This is a genomic window from Lishizhenia sp., from assembly GCF_033720595.1.
GTDB lineage: Bacteria > Bacteroidota > Bacteroidia > Flavobacteriales_D > Crocinitomicaceae > Lishizhenia.
Map to the genome: position 1 here is coordinate 1 of NZ_JAWWCF010000012.1, position 26,118 is coordinate 26,118.

Here is a 26,118-nt window from a genome sequence, read left to right on the forward strand (position 1 = left end):
CATGTATGGAAAAGCCACTACAAAACCCAACCGTAAAATGGGACACATCACAGTTATCAATAAAGAATTAGTAAAAGCAAAAGAAATAGCCCGAGTGATTAAAAGCAGGTTTAAAGTGATTAGTGAATAAAGAAAGTTTCTATATTTACTTCAATTCCTACTCTTTTACATGAACTAGGCGCATGAAAAAAACATTAATGGCAAGGTTCTTCGTACTACTATTATTTCTAGCTACTATCTGGAGTTTTACACTCCATGGTCAAACATATAACGTTCATAGTTTCAATCACAAATCAGAGATTGGAACGAACTTCATCAATACAATTGTAGAAGACGAGAATGGTTATATATGGATAGGAACGGAAGGACTAGGAATCACAAGATTTAATGGAAAAGACTTCAAACACTACAATAACCTTTTCCTAAACAATGGCTTAAATGTTAAACACATCTCCTTTGATGACCAAGAAAACATATACGTAGGAGCAAGAAATTGTGGCTTTTTTCATTGCCACTTAGATTCATTAGAAAAACTTCAACTCCCCCAGGACGCACAAAATCCTAGCATTTATTACCTCGAAAAACGCAACGATAGAACGGTTGTTGTTAACAATTCAGAAATCACTATTTTCTCAGGTGGTCAAACCATCGATAATATAAAACTTCCAGAAGGAGTAGAACTTAAAATTCATAATGAATTAAAGCTTCCATCATTTACGATACTTCTTACCAATCGAGGGAATTACGTTATCAATAATTATGAAATAATTCCGCTTGACCAATGGTTAGGTACAGAAAAAGAATTGGCCAACACATGTGTACATGTTTTCTTTGAAAACAATAAAATGACGCTTCTTACCAATAAAGGAAAGAAGAGCATTAATGTTTTTTTAAATGATGACCGCGTTAAGTTTTTCTATATAGACACACTTCAACTCCCCACTACATTTTCTAAAAACGAAGCTTTTACTTTTTCAGACAGATCGAATCAATACTCTTACCTAATCACAAATACCGGACGTATTTTTAAAACAGATGGCCACACCTATACTGAGTTAAAAAGTAATTTAAACGAAAAAATAAAGCACCCTACAAAATTACTGGTTGATAGAAACGAAAACTTATGGGTTAGTTCTAAAATTCAGGGTGTATTAAAATGGAGCAAATCTCCTTTCACCCCCGTAAACTACAACGATATATTCAGGTCTTCAGACATCGTGTTTTACAGAGAGATAGCTGACTCTGTCATTATTTGTAGTTTAGATAATGACGAAGCAACCTATCTTGGATTCGCTGAGCAAAAAAGCAATTTTCACAAATACAACTTCTTCATCAATAGTCACATTGAGGTTGATAACAAAAATTATTTCGGTACAGACAAGGGAGTGTATACCTACAAGAATGGTAAACTTGTTCCTGCAATTCCAGAGGTGAAGAATAAAAAATGTATGATTACCAAAAAAGATGATCATTCATTCTTTGTCTTTGAACAGAACAAAGGCTTCTTTATCTACGACATACAAAAGGGGTTAACCTATTTAGACAATCAACCAGAAAAGGAGACAAATTTCATTTTCGCCAGTGCTAAAATGCCCGGAGAAAACACCTACATTTTTGGAGGCCTAAGGTACCTACATATGTTTAAAAATAACGTATGGTACGATTTAACTCAAAAGTTAGAAAATGAAGGTTTACCAATTTCTTATCCCTACATGACGACCGATCCAAGAGGGATAATTTGGATGATGAGTCCTCATTCTATTATAGGCCTGAAATCGAATGGAGAATTAATAAAAATCACAGACATCGATCACTTAAAATCGAATTTGTTATTCAGCATTTTATTAGACGATAAAAAAAATTTGATTCTAGGAACCTCCAGCGGAATTGTTTATTTGGAACTAAATGACAAGGCATTACCAACCAACTCAACCCTATTTGGAAATAGAAATGGGTATGAAGTTTACGAGGTCAATTACAACTCCTTATGTTCAATTGCCGAAGGTAAATATAGGTTTGCTTCCTTAGAGGGAGTGTATACCATTAACCTTGAAGAACTACCTAACTATCATACACCCAAAGCCCCCATAGTTGATCAAATTAGAATTGCAAATAGAATCATTAATTATGGTAACAAAGGAAGTAGACTTAAACTGGAAGGGGATGAAGAAGCATTAATTCAGTTTAATGTTGTTAATCCTAAGTCAGATGTTGTTTACTATTCTTACAGGATTAACCACGAAAACAGCGGTAAATGGACGGCATGGAGTAAGGAAAACTCAGCCCTTATCAGTAATTCTCTCGGAACCGGAGTATATCAAATAGAAATAAGAGCTTCTTTCAACAAAAAAACGAGTAGTCCGATTAGCTACGTTGAGTTGGTGGTAGAAAAACCATTCTTAAAAAATCAAACGTTGATGTTCCTTGTAATCTTTGTATTACTCATCCTGAACATTATTTATTTAATTAGGAAGAAATCAATGAATGTAGATCAAATCATGTTGTCAAAAGATTTGAACCTACATTCCAAATTTGCAGCCCTACTCTTAATATTCGGTGCCCTTGCCATATTAGCTATTTTCTACACGGCTCCCTTCATCTTAGACAACCTCATTTACTTACCTGTATTCACTGGAGTTATCGGTGGTATAACTCTGTTAATAGGAGCTTCAACTTTATTCATCAAACAAATCAGAAGGTCTCCACAAAATCCTACAATAATTGGTTTCTTACTCGTTTTAGCTTACAATCTTTTTGGATGTGAATTATCCAACCTCCATCCTCTCTACATTTTAGGAGTAATTTTAACCTTAATCGTTACACCAATTGTATTTACAAAATTTAGTCAAATTATATCAATTTGTATAATTGTTCTTACTTCTTCGCTTTACATAGTATACTCTGTTGAGGGAGATGTACTTTTTTCTGAAACCTTTTTCATTGTTGATATTTCCATTACTCTTTTCCTTGTAATTATTACCACATACGTTAGAAACGAAGCCCTGGAGAAATTGATATTTACTTCTGGTGTGATTAATAATGAAGATTTCTTGGTGGCTTCTTTTAAACCCAATAAAGAAATTGTTTACCTCAATGAAACCTTCAAACATTTACTTCCTAAGAACTTAGAGTACTACATCAACAAGAATATTTCGGAGCTTTCTGTCATTGAAACCTTTAATCAGCATCACTTTAATGAGGTAGTTTTAGAAAAATTCAAAGACAAAGAAATGTTTAATATCAGCCTGGAATTAAATACGGGTGAACTTCGACATTTTCAATTTGTATGTAAGATTTTTAAAAATCAATTACAAGTTATCATCGGTCAAGACATCACCGAAAAATTTGAATTGGAAAAATACTATGAAGTAATTGTAAACAACTCACAGGATTTAATTTACAGACTTGATATTTCCGGACATTTAACTTTTATAAATAAACAATGTGAAAAGTCACTCGGTATAAAATCTGAAGATATCTTAGGACAATTCTACACCTCGGTTGTACATCCAGAATGGAGAGAAGAAGTACTAGATTTTTACTCTCATCAATTTAAAAACAAAATTAAAAACACCTATTCAGAGATTCCTATACTAACTAAAAATGGAAACACTGTTTGGCTTGGACAACACATGACAGCCATTTTTAAGGAAGGTGATGAAAAAGTAATTACCGGTTACTTGGGTATGGGGAGAAACATTACCGAGAGGAAAAGAAAAGACGAAATCATCAACAATCAAAATAAGGATATACGCGACTCTATTAATTATGCTAAGCGTATTCAAATGAATTTGATTCCTGAGGAGAGTAAAGTCGCTCGTTTCTTCAAGGAATCTTTTGTATACTTCGCTCCAAAAGACATTGTTTCTGGTGACTTCTATTGGATAGAACGTCTACAAAAAAAGACGATATTAATAAGTGCAGATTGTACGGGGCATGGTGTACCTGGTGCATTTATGACACTGCTTGGAATTAACCTATTAAATCAAATCATCCTTGAAAATAAAATTCTAGATGCAGGAGAAATTTTAAATCAGTTAGACATTCGTTTAAATGAGGCTTTAAGAAGAAATAAAACCGAAAAATTAAACGACGGAATGGAATGTACTGTTTGTATAATTGATGAAGAAAATGACGTTTTAGAGTATGCCATCTCGGGAAGTAAATTCCTTCTATACCAAAAGAATGGGATCCAGGAGGTAACAGGTTCTAGCTCTCACATTGGAGAAGGACACTCACTTTCTACTCCTTTTAAAAGTGTGGTAACCTCTTTCAAAGAAGATGATGTTATTTATCTGTTTAGTGATGGAATTGTAGATCAATTTGGAGGAGAGAAAGGTAAAAAACTTAAAAAGTCGCGTTTCATCAAACTAGTAGATGGCGTAAAAGATTTGGATTTAGCAAAACAGGAAAAATCAATAAAGTCATTCATGGAAAACTGGATGAAAAATGAAGAACAAACCGATGACATCTGTTTAATTGCTGTAAAAAGAGATGCGGCAAACAAATTATAATCCATATTTTTGTGCAAAAATTATAGTATGGCAGAAGTAGGAATCATTATGGGTAGTAAGTCAGACTTACCTATCATGCAACAAGCAGCAGACATTTTAAAGGAATTAGGTGTTGAATATGAAATGAACATTGTTTCAGCGCACAGAACACCTGAGCTTATGTTCGATTATGCAAAAAATGCGCATAAAAGAGGGATTAAAGTGATTGTTGCTGGAGCTGGTGGAGCTGCACACTTACCAGGAATGACTGCTTCTTTAACTCCGCTTCCAGTAATTGGAGTTCCCGTAAAATCTAGTAACTCTATTGATGGGTGGGATTCTATCTTATCTATTTTACAAATGCCGAACGGTATTCCTGTTGCCACTGTTGCCTTAAACGCAGCAAAAAACGCAGGTATTTTAGCGGCAAAAATAATAGGAGCATCTCGTCCAGAATTGCTTGAGCGTTTATCTGCTTACATGGAGGAATTGAAAGAGAAAGTAATGGAAAGTGCTAAAGATTTATAAGCACAACATATCACATTAAAAAAGCCCCGACTTCCATCGGGGCTTTTTGTTTATTGGTAAATTAAATAGGATTTTCTCATTTCCTTAAAAGCATCTAAATCGGCTTTCCAAGAACCTCTGATAATTGCTTCTGGAAGTCCTTTTTCAATTTGTTTCCTCAATTCATCTGTACCTGCAAGTAAATCAAACCAATTTCCACCTTTGGTAAAGAATTCATCTACCGCTGTATTTCTGTAGGCATCAATTAACCATGACAAATACAGGTAGTTCATTTTTTTCTTGCCCGCAGCATGTAAGTTTACACCTTTACACTCCTCTCCTTGAAGTTTAGGATGTTTCGCTCCGTAGCTTGGCGTTGGAGTAAAGGTAAATGCCGTTGTACTATCTCCGTATTGTGGATGACCATACACTTCAAAAGGAGTATCAGTTCCTCTCCCTACACTCATCACCGTTCCTTCGAATAAACATAAACTTGGATATAGAAAAACTGCTTCTCTCGTTCTTAAATTTGGAGAGGGAGCGATGGGTAAAATATAGCTATCTGTTCTTCTATAATTTAAACATGGAACTACAGTCAAGTTACATTCCACTCCATTTTTCAACCATTTTTCTCCGTTGATCATTTTAGCATATTCCCCTATGGTCATTCCATGTAAAATCGGAATGGGATGCATGCCAACAAAACTCTCAAAACCTTCTTTTCTAACTGGACCATCCACTACATCTAAATTAGGGTTAGGTCTATCTAAAACAATAACCTCTACACCCTGTTCAGCACAGGCTTCCATTACATAGTGTAAAGTAGAAATATAGGTGTAGAAACGAACCCCCACATCTTGTAAATCAAAAACAACAACGTCTAATCCTTGTAATTGCTCTGGCGTGGGTTTCTTATTACTTCCATAAAGTGAAACTACGCTTAAACCTGTTTTTGGGTCCTTATTATTTTTCACATGTTCACCTGCATCAGCATTCCCCCTAAAGCCATGTTCAGGAGAAAATACACGAACCACATTTACATCTTCTACGAGTAAAAAGTCCACCAAATGTAGACTATCCTTCGTACTCGTTTGGTTAGCAACCACTCCTACCCTTTTGCCATTAATTTTATCCAAATACATTGCCGTATTCTCTGCTCCACACGCCAAAGGCCTTTTAAATTCAATTTGTAAAGCTCCATCCGCAATTTGATTCGTATCATTTTGTGCATGAATAGCTCCTATACTTAAAGAAATAGTAAAAAGAAGTCCGAAAAATTTATGTATTGAGTACATTAGCAAATAAATTTTAAAATTGAATTTCACGTATTACATAGCAAAAAGCTTGCAAAAAGGGAAAGGTGAAGGGAAGAAAATTTCTCGTCCCATCGTTCGTATCTCCATAATAAGCATAGCCATTTCGCTAGCGGTAAATTTAATAACAATTGCCGTTGTTACGGGATTTCAACAAGAAGTAAGAGACAAAGTTGCTGGATTTGGTTCTCACGCTCAAATATTAAAGGCTGGTGAGTACTCTACCTTTGAGGGAGAACCCATTGTAAAGGATCCCGAATTTGAACAACTCTTGCTCAATATACCTGAGGTAAAAAACATACAGAGTTTTGCCTACAAACCTGCCTTACTGCAATCTAAGCTCGACACTATTTGGTATAACATCAACGGAATAGACACCTTTCAATTAGAACAAGAAATTCAAGGCGTCGTTGTAAAAGGTGCCGGAAAAGAATTTGACTGGAGCTTTTTTAAGGAAAACCTTGTAGAGGGAAGAATCCCAGATTATTCAGGAGCTAGCAAATCCAATGAAATTCTGATATCTGAAAAAATCGCTCAAAATCTAAACTTAAAAATCAACGAAAAGACCCGTGCTTTTTTTGTGGAGAACAATGCTGTGAAGAAGCTATTTACAGTTGTTGGAATTTTCAATTCAGGCTTAGAAGAATTTGATAAAGAGATTATTCTTGCTGACATACGCCAAGTACAAGATCTAAACGACTGGGGGATACAAGCTAAAATTAGAGTTGCAGACACCATGATAGGTGGTGATCAATTATTGATATATGCAGATGTTAATGGCGGAAATGGAAATTACAAATACGATTGGGGCCGCGGTTATGAAAAGAATTATGGTTTTACCTACTGTGATGTAAAAGACACTGTAATTCGCTTGATAGTTTCTGATTATTGGATGGAACTTTCACAGCGCGAAGAAGACAGCAGCATTCCTGATACTGCCTATTTAAAAATAGAAATTAAAGGAAACAAAAACATTCCCTGTGAAGCCAATGTGGATATGTTCGGTGAAATTGAAAAGGAATACCTCAATGATACGGGTACAAAGTTTGCCATACATTTTAAACACGGAAAATCTATGTATTTTGAATACATAGACGGTAAAGGAAGTTCTGAAAACTACATCGGCGGTTATGAAATAAGCGTGAAAGAATGGGATCACTTGAACACCATAGTAGACGATATTAAAAACATGTTGATTACACAGGAAACGGTAGACATCAACGGTGACTCTCAAATCCTTCTGAATAAGTACAACATCAGAAGTATAAAACAAGATAGAGAGGAGATTTTCCTGTGGCTCGACTTTTTAGACTTAAACGTATACATCATACTTATCCTAATGCTTTTAATTGGTATAATAAACATGGGATCAGGTCTATTAGTACTCATCATAACCAAGACCAATTTCATAGGGTTATTCAAGGCTTTAGGGTCTAGTAACTGGAAGATTAGACAAGTCTTTTTATACCAGGTAAGCTTTTTAATTTTAAGAGGATTATTCTTTGGAAATTTAGTAGGAATTGGCTTTTGTTTGTTACAAAAACACTTTACAATTATCCCGCTTGATGCTAATATTTATTACTTAAATGCAGTTCCCGTAAACTTGAGTATTTGGCACGTATTGGCTTTGAATGTTGGAACACTCATTGTTTGTGTAATAGCCTTAATTATTCCGAGTTATGTCATTACGAAAATCAGTCCGGTAAAAGCCATGAAACTGAAATAGAAGTAATGTGAAAACCCGCCAAAATTACGGTGAGAATGGCGTTCTGTCTGCTTAAATTCACTTTTTCCAAAATTTTCTCTGACAAAGTGTCTTATTTCCCTTAATGGCAATATCTTTGCCTCCGCAAAAGCAAATTGAAATAAATGGCAAAGCAAGAAGATAAAATACAAGACGAAGTTACTCAAGAAGAGATGGATGCGAAAGCAACTGAACAAGTTGAAGAGCAAGAAGAGACTCCTCAAGAACCTACTTGGGAAGAGAAGTACAATGAGTTGAACGACAAGTATTTAAGATTATACTCTGACTTCGATAATTTCAGAAAGAGAAACATCAAAGAAAAGGCTGATTTAATTAGCAATGCTGGTGCTGGAGTTATCAAGGACTTGCTCCCAATTTTAGATGATTTTGAACGTGCAATTAAGAGCAATGCCAATACAGAAGATGTAAATGGTTTGAAAGAAGGTTTTGAATTGATTGCCAATAAGATGAACAACATTTTGAATGCGAAAGGGTTGAAAATGATGGAATCTAAAGAAAAGGCATTTGATGCAGACTTGCACGAAGCAATTACAAACATACCTGCTCCTACAGAAGAATTAAAAGGAAAGGTAGTTGACGTTATTGAAAACGGATACTACTTAAATGACAAAGTGTTGCGTTACGCAAAAGTAGTAGTTGGTCAATAGGAAAAATTAATATGAGTCAAAAAAGAGATTATTACGAGGTACTCGGTATTTCAAAAGGAGCGAGCGCTGCTGAAATCAAAAAAGCATACCGTAAACTCGCATTGAAATTTCACCCTGATAAAAACCCAGACGACAAGGAAGCTGAAGAAAAGTTTAAAGAAGCTGCTGAGGCGTATGAGGTATTGAGTGACGAACAAAAACGTCAGCGTTACGATCAATTTGGTCATGCTGGAGTTGGCGGAGCTGCTGGTGGTGGTTTCGGTGGCGGAGGTATGAATATGGATGACATATTCTCTCAATTTGGTGACATATTCGGTGGAGCTTTTGGCGGATTCGGTGGTGGAAGCCGCGGTGGAGGACCAAGACGTTCTAAAGGAACCAACCTTCGTGTAAAGATTAAACTTACTTTGGCAGAGATTGCTGAAGGAGTTAAGAAAAAGATTAAGGTTAACAAATTAGTGAATGCTGAGGGTGTAACTTTTAACGATTGTAAAACATGTAACGGTACAGGAGCTCAAACACGCGTTGCCAACACGCCATTTGGAGCGATGCAAACGCAAACAACGTGTTCTTCTTGTAACGGTACCGGTAAGGTAATCGGTAAGAAACCTGCTGGAGCAGATAACAACGGATTAGAACGTAAAGAAGAAGTTATCGAAATCGATATCCCAGCTGGTGTTGAAGAAGGAATGCAACTTTCTGTAAGAGGAAAAGGAAATGCAGGTCCTTTCAACGGAATACCAGGAGATTTACTGATTGTTATTGAAGAAGTACCACACGAAAGCTTACGTAGAGATGGAGATAACCTTCACTACGAAGCTTACATCAACTTTGCAGATGCAGCTTTAGGAGCAAGTATTGAGGTTCCTACAGTAAGCAGTAAAGTGAAAATAAAAATTGACGCTGGAACACAGAGTGGTAAAATGCTTCGCCTAAGAGGTAAAGGTTTACCTAGTGTTCAGGGCTATAGCAATGGAGATTTGTTTGTCCACATCAACGTTTGGACGCCGAAGAGTGTATCTAAGGAAGAAAAAGAGATGTTGGAAAAATTAAGAGAAAGCGAAAACTTTATTCCGAATCCGGACGGAAAGGAAAAAGGCTTTTTTCAAAGGGTGAAGGACATGTTCCAAGCCTAGTTTTATAGTTAATACTAAAGAATCCCGATGCATTATTGATGTATCGGGATTTTTTTATTCTGCCCCCGATAGCAATGACACCCCGGAGTTTAAAAAGTTAGGAATATAGAAAAAGTGCAAGCGACTTTAGAAGCTTGAAGTTTGACTTAATATTACTTGCTTTTTAAAGGAGGAGTAAAATGGAAAGCGGGAAAAGGCAGCCTAATCTTGAATCGTTAATTTACCTTCTAAATGTTGTTTACGACGTTCTTCTAAGGCCAAGAATACGGCACAAATACCCCAGATAGGAATAGATGCCTTGTCTGTATCTAAATAGTTATTTAAAAAACCGTGTACGAAATAAGTTACCAAAGCTAGCACCAATAATAGAATGATTCTACGGTATTCTGTATCTTCTTTAGGGTACTTAATGTAAAGGGTAATTCCTTGATAAAAAATTGCGGCAACTACCAACAATATACTGATGAGTCCGAGCAAACCACTCTCCGAAAGCGGACCTAAATACTCAGAATGGGCATTACCTCCATCTCCAAAATTGGTAGAGATAATGGTTAAATTTTCGGGATCTTGAAAACGCGCATATTCGAAGGCATAGGTTCCTGGTCCATACCCAAAAACTGGTCTATCTTTAAACATTTCTAAGGCACAATCCCAACGATTTAAACGCTCTAAGTTTGAAGCATCTGTGGTTACATTCGTCGCTGATTGTAGACGCTCTCCGAAATCTTCTGTGGTGTGTTCTTTATCGTTTCGGGCCATTTCCATTTGTATCGTATCCCAAGAGACGAGTACGAGTAGGGCGACAAAGATGGTACCTCCTGCCAAATACTTGAACTTAATTTTGAAGTGTATACACAAGTAAACGATAAAGGCCGCAACTACAGATAACCAAGCTGCTCTCGTGTAAGAAAAGTATAAAGCAACCAGGTTAACCACTAAAAAAGAGACCAAAACCACAAGGGTTAGTGGATCGTGTTTTTTAGATAACAACAAAGCCAATACGATATATAAGTTTAGCGCTACAGCTGCTCCATAAATGGTATGATCTTTAAAGAAGGGAGACATTACCCAGTGCCCTTCTTTTTCACCGAAGGCATACAAACTATGGTTGATTACTGTATAAATCATTGTAATTACCATACCTGTTGCGAACAACCATAAGAAGGTTTTGATGCGTTGCTTCTTACGGAAAACATAGGTACCGTAAAGTAAAGCAGGAATAATGAACCATAACTTCACCAACAAAAACTTAAAGCTCACCAAAACATGAGAACTTGTAAGAGATGTAGTAAACATCCAAAACAGGTAGAAGCCTACCGCCCATACTATGGGTTGTTTCCACAAATGTTGCGGTAAAAATCTTTTGTGGAAATGTTGCATTAATATCCACAACATTAACCCAAAAAGCAGGGGTTCTGTTGGGATAAAGAGTCCCATTTTCCCATCTGTAAATTCTTCTAAATTGACGGACAAAGGGGTTAACAGTGCCACCAAAAGGAATACTTGTTCTGTATAAAAAATAGCAAAATAAACTACTAAAAGCACCAATGGTATTACGTTGAGGTAATAATTTCCATCGAGCATAAAATACCCATTGAGGAGAATAAACATCCCCACCAAAGGCAATAGTATTTTATTTTTTAGCAGTAGCATAGTGTTACGCTACTCTTTTTAATTCTCTAATTTTCTCAGCAACCAATAAGTAGAAAATGGTTAAAACAAATGCCGAGAAAGTGATTAAAAGCACAATTATAGAACGCTTTGGTTTTGCTTTTTTATCTGCAGGAACCGCACTTTCTACCACGAATTTGTGTGTAAAGTTTTCGTAAGCATCAGATTCTGCTTGCTCATAAGAAACCTCTTGATCAGTTAACTTTTCAATACGGAACTCTCTTAAATCTGCCAAGGCATCATAACGTGAACCATATTTTACGTTTACTTCTATCTGCTTTCTAAAGAACTCTCTGTCTTCTGGTCTTGATTCATTTAATGCGCTAAAAAGATTGGCTCTAGCTTCTGGTCCAACAACTCCCATTGCTGCCAAGCTATCCATTTCATTAATCAAAGCTCTTTGCGACTCATTTAACTTGTCTAACTTTCGCTTGTTAACCTCGTACGCCGGGATTGTTCTTTCTTTGATTAAATCGTTTTTAACGGTATCAATTAAATCAACAATTTTATTGGCAATATTTGCTGCTCTTTCTGGTTGTTCATCCAATACATCAATTAAAATAGAACCGTAACGCGTACGTTCGAAAGCGATGTGTTGTTCATAAGCTTTACCCAACTTATAGAAACGGTTGGGGTCATCTTGTTCAATTTCATAAACCTCCATTAAATTGAAACGGTCAACAATTTTATTACGGATTTTAGATGATTGTAAAATCTGAATCAACTGCTCCGCTTGTTCTTCCTCTCCAAAGTCCATAGCGTTAGCTTTGGCATTTCTTTGTTCAGAGAAAGAAACAGTACTCGTTGCCGCTGGGAAAACAATGGCTGTAGATTGATACAGTACTGTCATCATTAAAGAAACTACAATTCCAATTATAAAAGCTGCTGCTGAAATACCTATGATTACTTTTCGTTTGGACCACAAAAAGATGAGTAAATCCTGAGCTCCTGAGTTGTTGGTTTCTGTTTTTTCCATAGTCGAGAAATTTTGGGCAAAAATAAGCTTATTTATTTTCTTTTATGAAGGAATAAACTAATTGTTATTGGTTTTATTGTGTACAAAAAAAAGTCGCAACGAAAGCTGCGACTTATAGCGTAAATTTATGTACCAAACAACTATCGTATCAGATACATTTTACCAAAGTTATTTTTGAAATATTTTTCACTCAAGGTTGTAGAATTGTTGTTCTCATCGCTCACTGTAACCTCTCTTCGCGTAATATCTTCTCCATCTATCTGAACATCCACTCTATAGATATATACACCATTTGCTAATTGATCCCCGAAGTCATCTCTTCCATCCCAGGCGTACTCTGTGATGTTCCTACCAATACGAATCGGTCCAATTTCATCCTCGGTAATCGTTCTAACAACAGTTCCGGTAACCGTCATTATTTGAATCCTGATTTCATCGGGGACTTTACTTCCGGTAAGTGTAAACACGAACTGCGTGGAAGTTGAGAAAGGGTTCGGATAATTCATCATTTGCGTGATTGTAGACGCATTGATAACTTCAAAAGTCACCTTATACTCTAGGTCTCCTGATAAGTTACCTGATCTATCGGCTCCTTGTACATAGAGTTCATAAATTCCATCCTTTTCAAAAAGTGAAGGATATATTATTTTGAAACGTCTGTTTTGATTATTAGCTGGAATCCACTCCATAACTACTTGACCATTACGCATGAAAGGAATCTTCTTTTGTATTCCATCAGGATCGGTAATGAACACTCCGAATTGCGTTGTATCTGTATCGCTGTCCATCACTAGGAAATCATTATCATCTTTGAGCGTTATCACTATTTCCGCTTTAGGATTTACGATATCCCCATTCAAAATGTGAATACCGTCAAATGTCACATCAAGTATAGGATTTACATCGTCTCCCTTCACATAAAAAGAACGTTGTAACACATTATTAAAATGCGCAAGTTCTGGTTGATCTGTTGTTACTAAACTTCCATTTACATAAGGATTCACTTCCATCCAAAAAGAATTGAATCCATCTAAACCTAGGGTATTGAATGTAATTGTGTCTCGTAACACATCAGTAACTCTTAAACTATCTTGTCTTGGATATGGAATAGGAATAATGTTTCTGTCTTTATCCTCTATCCAGTACCTCACTAAAAGAGAATCCATATCGATATTATCAATATTCCTCACGTCTATAGCAAAACTTATATCCTCCCCTTCATTTAACGTGTCCTTACTCGGTAACCAGGTATAAAAGTTTTGAGAACCATCTATTGCCGCTTCGGGCAATGGTGAGTATAACACATGCCACCTATCTACTTGGGCAGGGGTTAAGGTTGTACGGTCTTCATATTTGGCAATTAACCTTAAATATGGATACGCATCTGCATTGATAAACTGATTAAAATTGGTAATGGAATCGTTGCTTGTAAAAAGCGTATCATAGGTTAACATTACATTTTTACCATAATCTAATGCTTGGATAACCAATCGTGTTGAATCTCCTGTTGGATTTTCTAATGCATTTTGTTTCCAATACAAGGTTTTCCATTCTGCTGCTGGACCAATAATGGTAGAAGTTTCAGAGCCTTGATAATCAAATCCTGAAATAACAGCTTCTAACTCAATAAAATCATAAACATTTTGCGCTACCGTTTCTGTGGTAAATGCAGGGTTACCTTTTTGACCGATATGAATAAAGGCCATATCCTCTTGCCCAACAAAAATACTATCTGAACCCAGCGTATTTTGGAAAGTGTTGAAAAGACCAGGGTAAAGATTTTGCCAATTTCCAAACTCAGCATTTCTAGCTGTATAGACGATGTAATAATAACCATCCGGAATTCCTGTTTCCAACATGTCGTTTAACGCTTTAAGCTGCTGAACACTATTTTGTCTGAATATGAAATATCCCTCAGACCTGGGTCTACAGGCACAATCATCATTCACATTTCCGAAATCCATAGCAGGATCAAAAGTTCCAGCTGCACAACTACTTATCCAAGGTTCTAAGGTTACGGGATCTACAACTGCAACATGTATAGAAGCTACAGGTTGACAAATTGCATAATCTACCATCGCACCGTTCAACTTCCACATGGTATATACAGAGTTACTATGGTCATAAACCTCTGCTGAAATCGTTTTCTGAACAGGACCAAATTCTCTTTTTCTATCAGCTCGCACATAATCTACGTTATTGAAGCCGCCATTTTTAAATTGAAAGAAATGATCTTGTCCCCAACCTTCTTTTCCTTCTATATACTGAAAAGAATATTCTCTCCATTGTGGAACAGTACTGTCTACGGCAACACGCCAAAAATAAGCCACACTATCCTCCAATATCAATGGATCTATCATATTCGATGAAGCGTTTTTCCATTCATCATAGGCCACCTCGTAAACACCACCAATTCCACTTTTGGTCATAACCCGTTTCTCCGGACTGTTGAATAAATCTGTAGTATCTATTTCAAATAAATAGGTGTTATAGTCAGCAATAGGGTTCACTGTCGAGGCCTTTACCGAAATTTTATCTTCAGGAACCACAGCGTAATTATGAGGAAGTACCGGAATTATACCATCCACTTTATAATAGAAGGTTTTATCTACTTTATTATTCCCAAATTCATCATAGTTTTCAGGTATGAAAGAAGGTAAGTCCACTTGTATCTGGAAATTATTTACCCCTAAAGCAATAGAGGTTTGGAGTGGGATGGTTAATCTTATCGTATCCTTGTAAAGTAATCCATTTACCGGCACATTATACACACTATCCAACGCGCTCAATGGGAAATCTCTTCTCACTTCTAAATTAAAAGTATCTGTTATGGCTCTCCCTAAATTGGTTAATATGACATTTACTGTTAGAGAATCTGTCGCTAGAGAAACATCTTCTGGAGTGAAGAACACATCGTCTACCTCAACATCTATTTCAGGTTTTGCATGCCAATTCAAACGTAGACCGGGGTCACCATGGAATACCATTTGTGCAGTTGTTGCCTGCAGCAAGAAATTATTTGTAAAGTTTTGCTCATTTACCTTTATGGTTTCTTGAATCTGTTGTGCAAATGTTTGACCATAATTCTTAATCCCCATCTGCCTATACAATTCCGCAGTATAAATATTTAACATATAAGGATAACCATACTCCGAAGAGGATAAAAAACCTATGGTCCCAGCATCTTGGGCATGATTAAATTCTTCGGATGCAGAAGAATAATTCGGAAGAAAAATATTACCACTCAAACATGCATTACCAATAAGTATAGGATATTTCCCTTGATTATTCCAGTTTTGAGGATCTTCCACACTCAGATCAAAACCATCTGGAGTGGCATGTCCAAAGAAAGTCATCAAAGACACTCCTGTTTGCAATTTATCAAACAACACATTTAAGTCGACCGGATTAATAGGATTGGAAGTTGTTTTGTAAAAAGAGAATACCTCTCCTCCAAAATCAGCTCCTTCAATCGTATTTTCGTATATCCCTAAATAAGCTTTGAAAAGATTTTGCTGGGCTGCTGTAGAACCTCCACCAAAGTGTAAAACCTTCTTCTGCCATTCTTTGGCATCCTTGGTATACACACTGTTTTGATCTTGTGCTAATTCAAAATCTTTTACCTTATTGAGGTAAGCAATAAGTTCATTGTTATCTTTTACAGAAACTCTACCCGTAGGAATTGCGGGCACCCATTTATATTGAGGTGTAAATCCTGTGGTTAACAATATATCGGATGAAGGATAGCCGTAACTAGGAACAAGAGACATTTGGAAAGCTCCATTATTCTTACGCGTACCTATCCCAAAAGTTGAATTGGGAGGGTTAGCCTCCCTAACTCCTTTTCCTAAAATCAATAATGCCGCTGGTTTAACCTGAGCAAAATCATACACATGATTTAAAAACCGTTTTAATCCTAAAACATGTTTTTCTATACCACCACCATATTGTAAATACAATTCTTTAACCTCTGCTGTGAGCACATTATTTTGCCCACCAGCTACAGACCCTCTATATGCCGCATATTGAAATGCCCCAGTTTCTATTTTCTTATTATAGATGATGATATATGCAGAATCAGCATTGATTTGAGAATAGTCGGTAAAGAATCCCGTAGGAGTTACAGGTTTGATCTCTGTAACATTCGTAATTAAACTTGTTCTACTGATAATAATTTTTTGACGCTTCCCATTGTTGGCATTGGGAATAATGGTATGCCACTCGCCATTTATGTACTCCATGCGCGTTTTCCTCGGTACATTACCTCCAAGCACGTAGCAAACTCTTGGAGCACCTCCTCCTCCGGCAAACTTGATGTAGTTTTTACCTTGAGAATGATCATCCACAGTCACCTCCAGATAATTCGCACTTGTCGGCGTTTGAGGATATTCTATGGATAAATAATTGATGGCTTGACGATCTGATGCGACCCCCAAGTTTGGCGGTACTTCAAACAAGAAACTAGAAGTTCCATTATTCAATTCATTTACATTAACTTCTCTTTCATGAAAAATGCTTTTATATCCCGTAAAAACAGTATCCGTTAAATTAAAGTAAGTGTTATTTCCTTGACTAATATACCATGAACCTTGATGGTTTCCAGCACCTGAAAAACTCGCATTAGATGCCGAAATAGTTTTTGATTTGAAAATAGCATTGGGCTGACCTAAGTTTTGACCATAACCATAAATGTTCGGAGTCGGGAGGTTATGCCATCCACCAGACCAATTTGGACCACCATTATAGGTTCCACCACCCCATCCTTCTCCTTCTTCAAAAATGGAACGATGACCTACACCTTCAGTAGTACCGTAGTAATATTTATTGGAATAGGTTTTTATTGATTTATTCCAAACATAACGCGTCGGGTTATAGGCAGAATAATTAATATCCGTTTCCTTAAAATATCGTTGACTCGGGGTCGGTGACCATGTAATAAAATAGATTAATGTGTCGTTGTACAAAGAATACTCTGGATTGGCAATATCAGCTGGAGTTTCATATAGTTTTTGATCTAACCATCCATCATTTCTTTCTGCGTAAAACTCAATAAAATCTGTAGAGTCAAAGGCCGGGGTGTTTCCGACCTCGATGTAAAGAGGGACCTGTTTTTCCTTTCCGTAAATTTTTATATCCTGATGAGGAATTGTATTTACAGGTATACCTGCTGAAAGCAAATCTTCGTAGGTAAGGCGGTATATACCATCCTTAACAATTTTAAAACTGTAATATTTTTGATTGTAATTAATCCATTCATTCCCATATTGAGAATAAACACCTATACTAAGTAGTAGCAAAAGAAGTGTTAGAAATTTCTTCATCGCATATTTTTAGGTTTCTCCAATCCAAACTTTAGAGATATGATATGTGTGTATGCGTTTACGGCTCCTCCGAGATTTGTAAAGGCATAATCCAATGTCACCCCTTTAAAACCAACGCCTATTCCGACATTTGGTTGGTAGGTATAGCTATAATTGTCGTCAAAATCTTTAACCTGCTGCACCTTGTTTAGTCCTGCTCTCAACGCAACAAACTCCTTGTAACCGACCTCTACACCTAAATGAGGGTCTCCACTAATCACATCCGTTTGTAGTAAAACATTTCTTCGTTTATCTGTGGTGAGATCTACATTTACCTCTGCATTCACAAACATTCCTTGTTTTCCTAAATCATGTCTATAATTAGCTGCAAAGATTAATCTTGGCAGCGTTAATTCTAAACCATTTTCAGGTATTTCGTTTCCTGTTTCTAGGAACACTTCCTTGGTAGCATCATCGAGGTTAAACATCCAAGCATTAAAGGTTGAGGTTACATCTCTCCCCATCAAGGCAAAATTCCAATGTTTATTCATTTGGTATTGCAACCCAGCATCTAAACCGAACCCCCAAGATTTGGCAAAATCTCCGGCCTTACGGTGAACCACCTTAAAGTTACCACCAAAAGACAAGCCTTTTACATTGAGTTCTCTAGCATAAGAGAATAAAAAAGCCATATCAGCAGCTGTAAAGGTTGTTATTCTATCGTAATCAATACGCCCTTCATTATCTATCAATTGGGTAGTATTAGGAATATCGTCCACTCCAAAACGGATGGCAGAAAAAGCTACAGTACTCTTTTTATCAAGAGAATGCGCAATTCCCAAGTAATCATATTTAGCGATACCGGCAAAGTATTCTGAGTGCATTAACGCCACTTCTGCCCATTCGTCAACATGTGTCAATCCCGCAGGGTTCCAATACGCGGCGGTAACATCCCTTACATTTGCCACATTTGCATTTCCCATAGCATAGGCTCTTGCACCCACACCAATTTGTAGGAATTCATTGGAATATTTGGGAGCAACAGTACTCTCTTGAGCCTGAGTATTCAAGCAAAGTGAACAAAATAAAACAGTAAGGGCGGCTAACTTTTTCGTATTTTTCATAGTCTAATAACTGCGAAAGGCTTTAAAAATTGTTCTAATCTACAGCAAATAATTCTTTGTGCATAATATAAAACGATTTTTAGCAGGATAAGTTAGTTCAACAACAATTATCTTTCTATTTTCGGGCTAAAAAGAATGTTTACACTTCCTAATATTACAACTGGACTAAACCTTCTATCTGGTTGTACATCAATAATTTTAGCCATAGGTGGCAGATTAGAACTTGCTGTGCTCTTCATTTTTTTGGCTGCAGTATTTGACTTTTTGGACGGGATGTTAGCAAGAGCATTAAAGCTCTCAGGTGAATTAGGAAAACAACTCGACTCATTAGCCGACATGGTAAGCTTTGGTTTTGCCCCAGGAATTCTGGTTTTCGTTTTGTTTATTATCAGTGGAGCCATGGACATTTTTGTTCAGAATGGTGGTGACATTCATAATTTCTGGATGAATGGAACATTCGGTTACAACGTTTCTTATTGGGTACAAACTTACCTTAACGATTTATTAGGGAATCAATCAGTGATGTATCCTTCACATTTTAAAGGATGGTATTTATTCTTACCCTTTGTAGGTTTCATTATTCCTTTCTTTTCACTTTTCAGATTAGCCAAATTTAATTTAGACACGCGTCAAACAACTTCTTTTATTGGATTACCAACACCAGCCAACACCATCTTTTTTGCCTCATTTGCGTTAATGCTTTGGGATGGATTTGGGAGCAATGATTGGAAAGCAACTTTATCTACAGTTCTGATTAAGGATCAAGTGCTCATGAGTTTAACAGTTATATTTAGTGCATTATTAGTATCGGAACTACCATTATTTTCATTAAAGTTCAAAAGCTTGAAATTCAGTGAAAACGGGCTCAGATACATCTTTTTATTAATAAGTTTAATATTAATTGCACTTTTATTAGTGTGGGCTCTACCAATTATTATACTTTTGTACCTGATTTTATCGATTATTGATAATTATTTGATTAAAAATAGAAAGCATGAAATTCAAAGCTGAGATTGATGTGATGCCATTAGAGGCTCTTTTAGACCCACAAGGGAAAGCTGTTAGTAACAGTATGAAAAATATTGGTTTACCTGAAATTGATGGTGTTAGAATAGGTAGACACGTAAGATTGTTTGTTGAAGCATCTAACGAAACTGAAGCATCTGAAAAGGTAGAGCAAGCTTGTAAAAAATTGTTGGCTAACCAAATTATGGAGAGCTACACATTCCACATTGAAGAAGCTTAATTTCCTCAACATATTATTAAGAAAGACTGTCTCATTGAGACGGTCTTTTTTTTTGCACCTAACTTTCACACAACAAAAAAGGAGTAATTTTTCAATCACTCCTTCTCCAATATATATTTTGAATTACTTCAATTCGTTCTCTATAGCTACATGCAATTTAAATCCTCGCAGCTCATTTCCTTGTGCTATAATATTACCATCACCATCCAATAAAAAAGAATAAGGTATGCCTCGAATTCCAAACTTCTTAGCGATTTCATTACCTTCATCAAAACCGTGGTATTTCCATTTCAAACCATCCGCTTCTATGGCTTTCTTCCAGGCCTCTTTATTTTTATCTAAAGAAACACTAAAAACTTCGAAACGTTTTCCATTTTTAAACTTAGCCTTTTTGTATTTATTATAGGCCTCCACCACGTTTGGATTTTCTTTCCTACAGGGCCCACACCATGATGCCCAAAAATCTAATAAGACATAATTACCCTCAAGGTCTTCCAAAGAAATTTCTTTCCCATCCGGATCATTAAGAACAACACTGTATGCCTTTTCACCATTTTTAGGTGTTCCTGCAACCAAAAGGAAGGAAAGAAGAAACAAGCTTAACAATTTCATGATTACATTCTTCTGATATCTGCACCCAGGTTATTCAAACGTAAGTCAATATCTTGATACCCTCTATCAATTTGTTCAATATTATGAATAACACTCTTTCCTTCTGCTGAAAGCGCGGCAATTAACAAAGAAACTCCGGCTCTAATATCTGGAGAGGTCATTTGAATACCTTTTAACGAGTGTTTTCTATCCAAACCAATCACAGTAGCCCTGTGTGGATCACACAAGATTATTTGAGCCCCCATGTCAATTAACTTATCCACAAAGAATAAGCGCGATTCAAACATTTTTTGGTGAATCAAAACTGAGCCCATAGCTTGCGTTGCGGTTACCAACACAATACTCAATAAATCAGGTGTAAATCCGGGCCAAGGAGCATCTGATATCGTAAGGATGGATCCATCAATAAACGTATCTACTTGGTAGGATTCTTGACTTGGAATATATAAATCATCCCCTCTCAGTTCCATGTCTATACCTAAACGCTGGAAAGTGTGAGGAATAATTCCTAAGTTTTCATAGCTCACATCTTTGATTGTAATCTCAGATTGCGTCATAGCTGCCAAACCTATAAATGAACCAATTTCAATCATATCTGGAAGAACTCTATGGAAACATCCTCCCAGTTCGCTCACCCCTTCTACAGTTAGCATGTTACTGCTGATTCCAGAGATCTTGGCTCCCATTTTATTCAACATCTTACATAGCTGTTGCAAATAAGGTTCACACGCCGCATTGTAAATTGTTGTTTTACCTTCTGCCAATACAGCCGCCATTAAAACATTGGCCGTACCGGTAACAGAAGCTTCATCTAAATGAATATAGGTTCCTTTTAATTTCTCTGCAGTTACCGAATAAAAATAAGCCTGCTGATCAAAATTAAATTTAGCTCCTAATTTGGCAAATCCCTCAAAGTGCGTATCCAATCGTCTACGCCCAATCTTATCACCTCCCGGTTTAGGCATAAAACCTTTACCATAACGTGCTAGTAAAGGACCAACAATCATGATAGACCCTCTTAAAGAGGAAGCTCTGTTTTTAAAATCTTCGGTTTGTAAGTATTCTAAATCTATATCCTTGGCTTGAAAAATAAAGGTCCCTCTTTCCACTTTCTCAATTTTCACCCCCATTGCTTGGAGTAAATTGATCAGTTTATTCACATCTATGATGTCGGGCAAATTGGAAATGGTAACTTTTTCTGGAGTCATCAAGACTGCACATAAAACCTGCAGCGCTTCATTTTTTGCTCCTTGAGGAACAAGTTCACCTTTAAGTTTCCTACCTCCGTTAATTTCAAATGATGCCATGGATATTTATTTTTTTCTTTTTTTCGGTTTAACTACTTTTTTACGCTTATTAGGCTGAATACCGTATTGTTTTAATACTTGATTTGTTGCTGTAAATATGCTTAAATCATCAATTTTCAATTTCCCTTTAGATAATTCTTCCAAATGATCTGCAATTACCCTGTCTTCAACGTTTCCAGTATGGAAAACAAGATAATGACGCTTCATTAAATTAGCTATGGTAACTTTTAGGTATTCTTTTTCTTCTCCTTCTTCTAATTCTACCGCTTCTTTGATCATGTTTTGAACGTAATTACCAAAATGACCAAATTTGATTTTATTTTTTGGATACTTCATCCTCGCTGGCTTTTCTGCCAAAGATTCTGGAGTCGGTTTTTCGTAAGGAGAATCACAGTCCATTTTAAAATCGGACATGATAAAAAGATGCGTCCACAATTTATGTTTGTAATCGTCTACATCTCTCAAGTGTGGATTTAGTTGACCCATCACTTCTATAATTGCCTTTGCGGCTTTATTTCTTTCCTCTCTGTTCTCGATTTTTACGGCATAATTAATCATGCGCTGCACGTTGCGGCCGTATTCGGGAATCTGCATTTTTCTTCGTTGAGTATTATACTCAAGACTATTGTATCCCATACTTTCAAATGTAATAAGTTAAAATGGTTTAGGCGAATGTAAGGTAGGTAAAATTATTGTTAAGTATCAACAATGCAGGGAGGGAAACGCAGAGTTGTTGACACTAAGAAGTGCGCGGAGTAATCTCCACAAAACAAAAAAAAATGGTTAGAAAAATTTTCTAACCAAACATTAAGATACCACCGATAATTGCTAAAGCAATAATTGTGTAAATCGTACCTACTGCTGCTGTTGATTGATCAAAAAAGTTATCAGACATTCTATTTAATTTTGATACAAAAATAATTATTCTAGCCTACTAATGCCAAATCAATTAAAAGTTTTCTTCGACTTTGTAATTATTTAGGCAAACTAAAAGATGTGAGTTGCTTTAAATCAAACACATAAAGATCCATACTCGATTTTTCATCTTGTAAACGAATACTGCTGCAAAAAGCAACTCCGTATTCTGGATAGTATTGAAAATGCGTATCACTCGTTACAGAGTTCACTTGTGGACCTAAATTTACAGGGTCACTCCACTTATCATCTCCTAGATATTTAGAAACGTAAATATCGTAATCTCCATACCCCTCTAAACCATTTGAAGAAAAGAATAAGTACTTTCCATCAGGTGTTAAAAATGGCGTTGTTTCATTTTCTCTTGTGTTGATATTATCAGGTAAAGCTACCGCTCTTGTCCATTTCCCTTCTTCTTTTCGCGTGATATACAAATCAGACCTTTTCTCCATTCCGTTTCTATCCGATACAAAAATCATTGTATTTCCAAACTTATCTACCGTTGCTGATCCCTCAAAAAATGAAGTATTGATGTTTGCGTCATCAATAATTACAGGTTGCATCCACGCCCCATTTTCATCTTTTCTTGCAATTGCTAAATCAGACCCCTTAGTTGTAAAGCTTCTCCCCACCTCAACAGTACTTGTGTTTAAGGTAATATACGCAGCTCCACCATTTCTATTAAAAGCATTGATTGCATCGAAACCTATACTATTAAGTAAAGCCAAATCATTACTTACACTGTCAAAACTTGTAGCATTCATATCCCAGTCTACTCTGTAAATATCTTCGTAGAAACGCTGGTCATCTGGATTAACTCCTCCCCCTTTGGTATCTACTCTTCTTGATATGAAGTATAGTTCCTTTCCATCTTTAGATAAAACCGCACCGTAATCATCGAATCCTGAGTTTATTGCTTTGGGTAAAATGCGCTTCACATCCTCGTTTGATGAAGCCGTAACTCCTGCAGCTTTCGCTCTATTACACTCAGCAATTCTTTCCTCAATTCTTAAAACACTTACCGCATAAGAACTCATTTCTTCTTTACACTTCTGGTAATAATTCAGCGCCATGTCTAATTCATTCATGCGATGATAAGCATTGGCAATAATGTAAAATACCTCATCATCCACTTTTGGATCTATGGCCAAGGCATCTTTTGCATAACTTAAAGCATACCCGTAATTTTTAAATGTATTGTGACATTTACTTACCCAAAACGCAGCCGTTGCATTGCTAGGGTCTTTCAACAGTGCCTGACGAAATTTAACGATAGCAGTACGTGTGTACCCCTCTCCAAAATCTTTCTTACCATCTTCTACCATAAGAAGTGATGCCGTTTTTTCTTTCAAAGAAATTTTGGTTGTATCTGCTGGGGCAGCAAAAAGGCATGAAGCACCCATTAATAGTGCAAAGAGTAGTATGCTAAAATTTTTCATTCGTCTTTTCGTTTTTCAGTTACTTTCACTGAATACTTATTATTATTCAGGTCAACTATATCATGCATAGAAAGCGTCGCACTAACTATGGCGAGAATAGGAGCAATGGAGGCTAGAAACCACAATACCAAATTTAAGGCAATGATTCCGAATTGTTTCAATGGAGCTTTGCCGAAATTCGAAAAATCGAACATTACCCCTAAATCAACTGGCACTAATATAAAAATAGAATATATACTTCCAATAGCTACAGCCAAACCTCTGTGGTTTCTCACAAAGAAAATACTTTGGTCTATATCTAATCTTCTACGTTCATTTACATAGTCTATAAAACTAAACCCATAGTAAAAGAACCCTATTACAAAGGTAAGGTAGAAAATCGGAGAAGACTTTGGGTCATCCCATCCTAAAAGTGAAAAAATTAATATCACAAGAAAGAAAAAATATTCCCACATCACATTTCTAAAAGCAATTTGTATCCCTCTTTGAACATCGTGTAAGGTTTGATTAAAATCAAACGGATACTTTTTGCCGGTTAAAATGGTTTCTACTTTTTGAGATATCAATGAAATCATGGGTGACAACAGAACGACTACTATGTACTTGGCAAACTTCATAAGTATGAGTCCCACCGTAATAGACAACAACAATTTGAGAATGAACCATATGGTATCATTCATGGTTTCGCATTCCAAGCAACCCAGTTGTTCGCTCCAGGTAGATTGCCACGTGAGCGCCTGATTACCTACAAAATAGATTCCCAACATAAGCAGTGCAGGGATGGGAAAATACCAATATAATTTGTGCGAGATGATAAAACGCACGGCTTTATAATAGTTTTTTATCCCTAGGGCGAAATGTTTAAAAAATTCCATACGTTCAACTGATAGCTATCAAATATAATATTAAAGGACCTTAATCAAAATGCTATGTGAGATTGATTTCTTATCTTTGCGCTTTCTTTTTTAACTGAGTAATAGATCCAAGGATGTAGTTAAAAGGTTTGAAAAGAAAGCAATACATAATTGAATCTTAAAAAAAATAGAGATGGATTTAAATGCGCTTACAGCAATTTCGCCAATAGATGGTAGATACAGAAGAAAAGTTAACGAATTAGCCCCTTATTTTTCTGAGTTTGGTTTGATCAAATACAGAGTATTGGTTGAAATCGAATATTTGATTGATTTGGTAAATTCTGGAATTGCTCCCTTAGCCGATTTTCCAAAAGACAAGTTCGAAGCTTTGAGAGATGTTTACAAAAACTTCTCGGAAGAAAATGCTTTGGAAATTAAAGAAACTGAGAAAACAACTAACCACGATGTTAAGGCGGTTGAGTACTTCGTAAAAGCTAGAATGACAGATTTAGGCTTGGAGAAATACTTAGAGTTTGTTCACTTTGGTTTAACTTCTCAAGATATCAATAACACTTCTATTCCTTTATCTTTGAAAGAAGCTGTAAATGATGTTTACAAGCCTCAATTAGAAGCTATACTAGCGAAGTTAGATGCTTTAAGTGAGGAGTGGAAAGATATTTCTATGTTGGCCAAAACACACGGTCAGCCAGCATCTCCAACTCGTTTAGGAAAAGAAATCAAAGTTTTCTCTGAGCGTATTAAGATTCAATTGGCGCAGTTAAATGCAATTGACTTCTCTGCAAAATTTGGTGG

19 protein-coding genes are annotated in these 26,118 nt (G+C 36.3%); 9 read left to right on the forward strand and 10 right to left on the reverse strand.

What is annotated here, in order from left to right:
* Position 1 precedes the first annotated feature (1 nt).
* Genes R3333_RS14630 through purE form a run of 3 tightly spaced genes read left to right on the forward strand, consistent with a single transcriptional unit; the run spans position 2 to position 5,021 of the window.
* Positions 2 to 130 carry a hypothetical protein gene (locus R3333_RS14630; protein ID WP_413468663.1) on the forward strand — a complete coding sequence of 43 codons (129 nt, stop codon included), beginning with the start codon at positions 2 to 4 and terminating at the stop codon, positions 128 to 130.
* Between the two features lie 52 nt (positions 131 to 182).
* Complete coding sequence (locus R3333_RS01760) at positions 183 to 4,514, forward strand: SpoIIE family protein phosphatase (protein ID WP_318956857.1); 4,332 nt, start codon at positions 183 to 185, stop codon at positions 4,512 to 4,514.
* Positions 4,515 to 4,541: 27 nt separating this feature from the next.
* Positions 4,542 to 5,021, forward strand: coding sequence for a 5-(carboxyamino)imidazole ribonucleotide mutase (gene purE / locus R3333_RS01765; RefSeq protein ID WP_318956858.1), 480 nt, complete (start codon positions 4,542 to 4,544; stop codon positions 5,019 to 5,021).
* A gap of 50 nt (positions 5,022 to 5,071) precedes the next feature.
* On the opposite strand, the gene R3333_RS01770 is transcribed toward purE, so the two are convergent.
* Complete coding sequence (locus R3333_RS01770; RefSeq protein WP_318956859.1) at positions 5,072 to 6,295, reverse strand: DUF1343 domain-containing protein; 1,224 nt, start codon at positions 6,293 to 6,295, stop codon at positions 5,072 to 5,074.
* A 49-nt stretch (positions 6,296 to 6,344) separates the two neighbouring features.
* Between R3333_RS01770 and R3333_RS01775 the strand changes: the two genes are divergently transcribed.
* From R3333_RS01775 to dnaJ, 3 genes are all read left to right on the forward strand, one after another.
* A complete protein-coding gene (locus R3333_RS01775; RefSeq protein WP_318956860.1) occupies positions 6,345 to 8,039 on the forward strand; it encodes an FtsX-like permease family protein in 1,695 nt (564 codons plus the stop codon).
* Between the two features lie 143 nt (positions 8,040 to 8,182).
* A complete protein-coding gene (locus R3333_RS01780) occupies positions 8,183 to 8,725 on the forward strand; it encodes a nucleotide exchange factor GrpE (RefSeq protein WP_318956861.1) in 543 nt (180 codons plus the stop codon).
* Positions 8,726 to 8,736: 11 nt separating this feature from the next.
* On the forward strand, positions 8,737 to 9,861 hold the full coding sequence (dnaJ, locus tag R3333_RS01785; RefSeq protein ID WP_318956862.1) for a molecular chaperone DnaJ: 1,125 nt from the start codon (positions 8,737 to 8,739) through the stop codon (positions 9,859 to 9,861).
* Between the two features lie 201 nt (positions 9,862 to 10,062).
* On the opposite strand, the gene R3333_RS01790 is transcribed toward dnaJ, so the two are convergent.
* From R3333_RS01790 to R3333_RS01805, 4 genes are all read right to left on the reverse strand, one after another.
* On the reverse strand, positions 10,063 to 11,514 hold the full coding sequence (locus R3333_RS01790; RefSeq protein WP_318956863.1) for an O-antigen ligase family protein: 1,452 nt from the start codon (positions 11,512 to 11,514) through the stop codon (positions 10,063 to 10,065).
* A gap of 4 nt (positions 11,515 to 11,518) precedes the next feature.
* On the reverse strand, positions 11,519 to 12,508 hold the full coding sequence (locus tag R3333_RS01795; RefSeq protein ID WP_318956864.1) for a Wzz/FepE/Etk N-terminal domain-containing protein: 990 nt from the start codon (positions 12,506 to 12,508) through the stop codon (positions 11,519 to 11,521).
* Positions 12,509 to 12,648: 140 nt separating this feature from the next.
* Complete coding sequence (locus R3333_RS01800; protein ID WP_318956865.1) at positions 12,649 to 17,829, reverse strand: C25 family cysteine peptidase; 5,181 nt, start codon at positions 17,827 to 17,829, stop codon at positions 12,649 to 12,651.
* A complete protein-coding gene (locus R3333_RS01805) occupies positions 17,826 to 18,932 on the reverse strand; it encodes a PorV/PorQ family protein (protein ID WP_318956866.1) in 1,107 nt (368 codons plus the stop codon). The genes R3333_RS01800 and R3333_RS01805 overlap by 4 nt, the downstream gene beginning before the upstream one ends.
* A gap of 135 nt (positions 18,933 to 19,067) precedes the next feature.
* On the opposite strand from R3333_RS01805, the gene R3333_RS01810 reads away from it, so the two are divergent.
* Positions 19,068 to 19,943 carry a CDP-alcohol phosphatidyltransferase family protein gene (locus R3333_RS01810; protein WP_318956867.1) on the forward strand — a complete coding sequence of 292 codons (876 nt, stop codon included), beginning with the start codon at positions 19,068 to 19,070 and terminating at the stop codon, positions 19,941 to 19,943.
* Entirely contained in the window at positions 19,927 to 20,178 is a 252-nt protein-coding gene (purS, locus tag R3333_RS01815) for a phosphoribosylformylglycinamidine synthase subunit PurS (RefSeq protein WP_090252434.1), read from the forward strand. The genes R3333_RS01810 and purS overlap by 17 nt, the downstream gene beginning before the upstream one ends.
* Before the next feature lie 123 nt (positions 20,179 to 20,301).
* Here the strand turns inward: purS and R3333_RS01820 are convergent, their stop codons facing one another.
* The 5 genes from R3333_RS01820 to R3333_RS01840 all read right to left on the reverse strand — a co-directional run bounded on the left by R3333_RS01820 (position 20,302) and on the right by R3333_RS01840 (position 25,326).
* On the reverse strand, positions 20,302 to 20,790 hold the full coding sequence (locus tag R3333_RS01820; RefSeq protein ID WP_318956868.1) for a TlpA disulfide reductase family protein: 489 nt from the start codon (positions 20,788 to 20,790) through the stop codon (positions 20,302 to 20,304).
* A 2-nt stretch (positions 20,791 to 20,792) separates the two neighbouring features.
* On the reverse strand, positions 20,793 to 22,097 hold the full coding sequence (gene murA, locus R3333_RS01825) for a UDP-N-acetylglucosamine 1-carboxyvinyltransferase (RefSeq protein ID WP_318956869.1): 1,305 nt from the start codon (positions 22,095 to 22,097) through the stop codon (positions 20,793 to 20,795).
* A 6-nt stretch (positions 22,098 to 22,103) separates the two neighbouring features.
* The gene (locus R3333_RS01830) at positions 22,104 to 22,733 is read right to left on the reverse strand and encodes a DUF4290 domain-containing protein (RefSeq protein ID WP_318956870.1); all 630 of its coding nucleotides are present in this window, start codon (positions 22,731 to 22,733) and stop codon (positions 22,104 to 22,106) included.
* A 338-nt stretch (positions 22,734 to 23,071) separates the two neighbouring features.
* Entirely contained in the window at positions 23,072 to 24,451 is a 1,380-nt protein-coding gene (locus R3333_RS01835; protein WP_318956871.1) for a hypothetical protein, read from the reverse strand.
* Positions 24,448 to 25,326, reverse strand: coding sequence for an EI24 domain-containing protein (locus tag R3333_RS01840; protein WP_318956872.1), 879 nt, complete (start codon positions 25,324 to 25,326; stop codon positions 24,448 to 24,450). Before R3333_RS01840 ends, R3333_RS01835 begins: the two co-directional genes overlap by 4 nt.
* Before the next feature lie 172 nt (positions 25,327 to 25,498).
* Between R3333_RS01840 and R3333_RS01845 the strand changes: the two genes are divergently transcribed.
* A partial coding sequence (locus tag R3333_RS01845; RefSeq protein WP_318956873.1) for a lyase family protein occupies positions 25,499 to 26,118 on the forward strand: 620 nt, incomplete at its 3' end.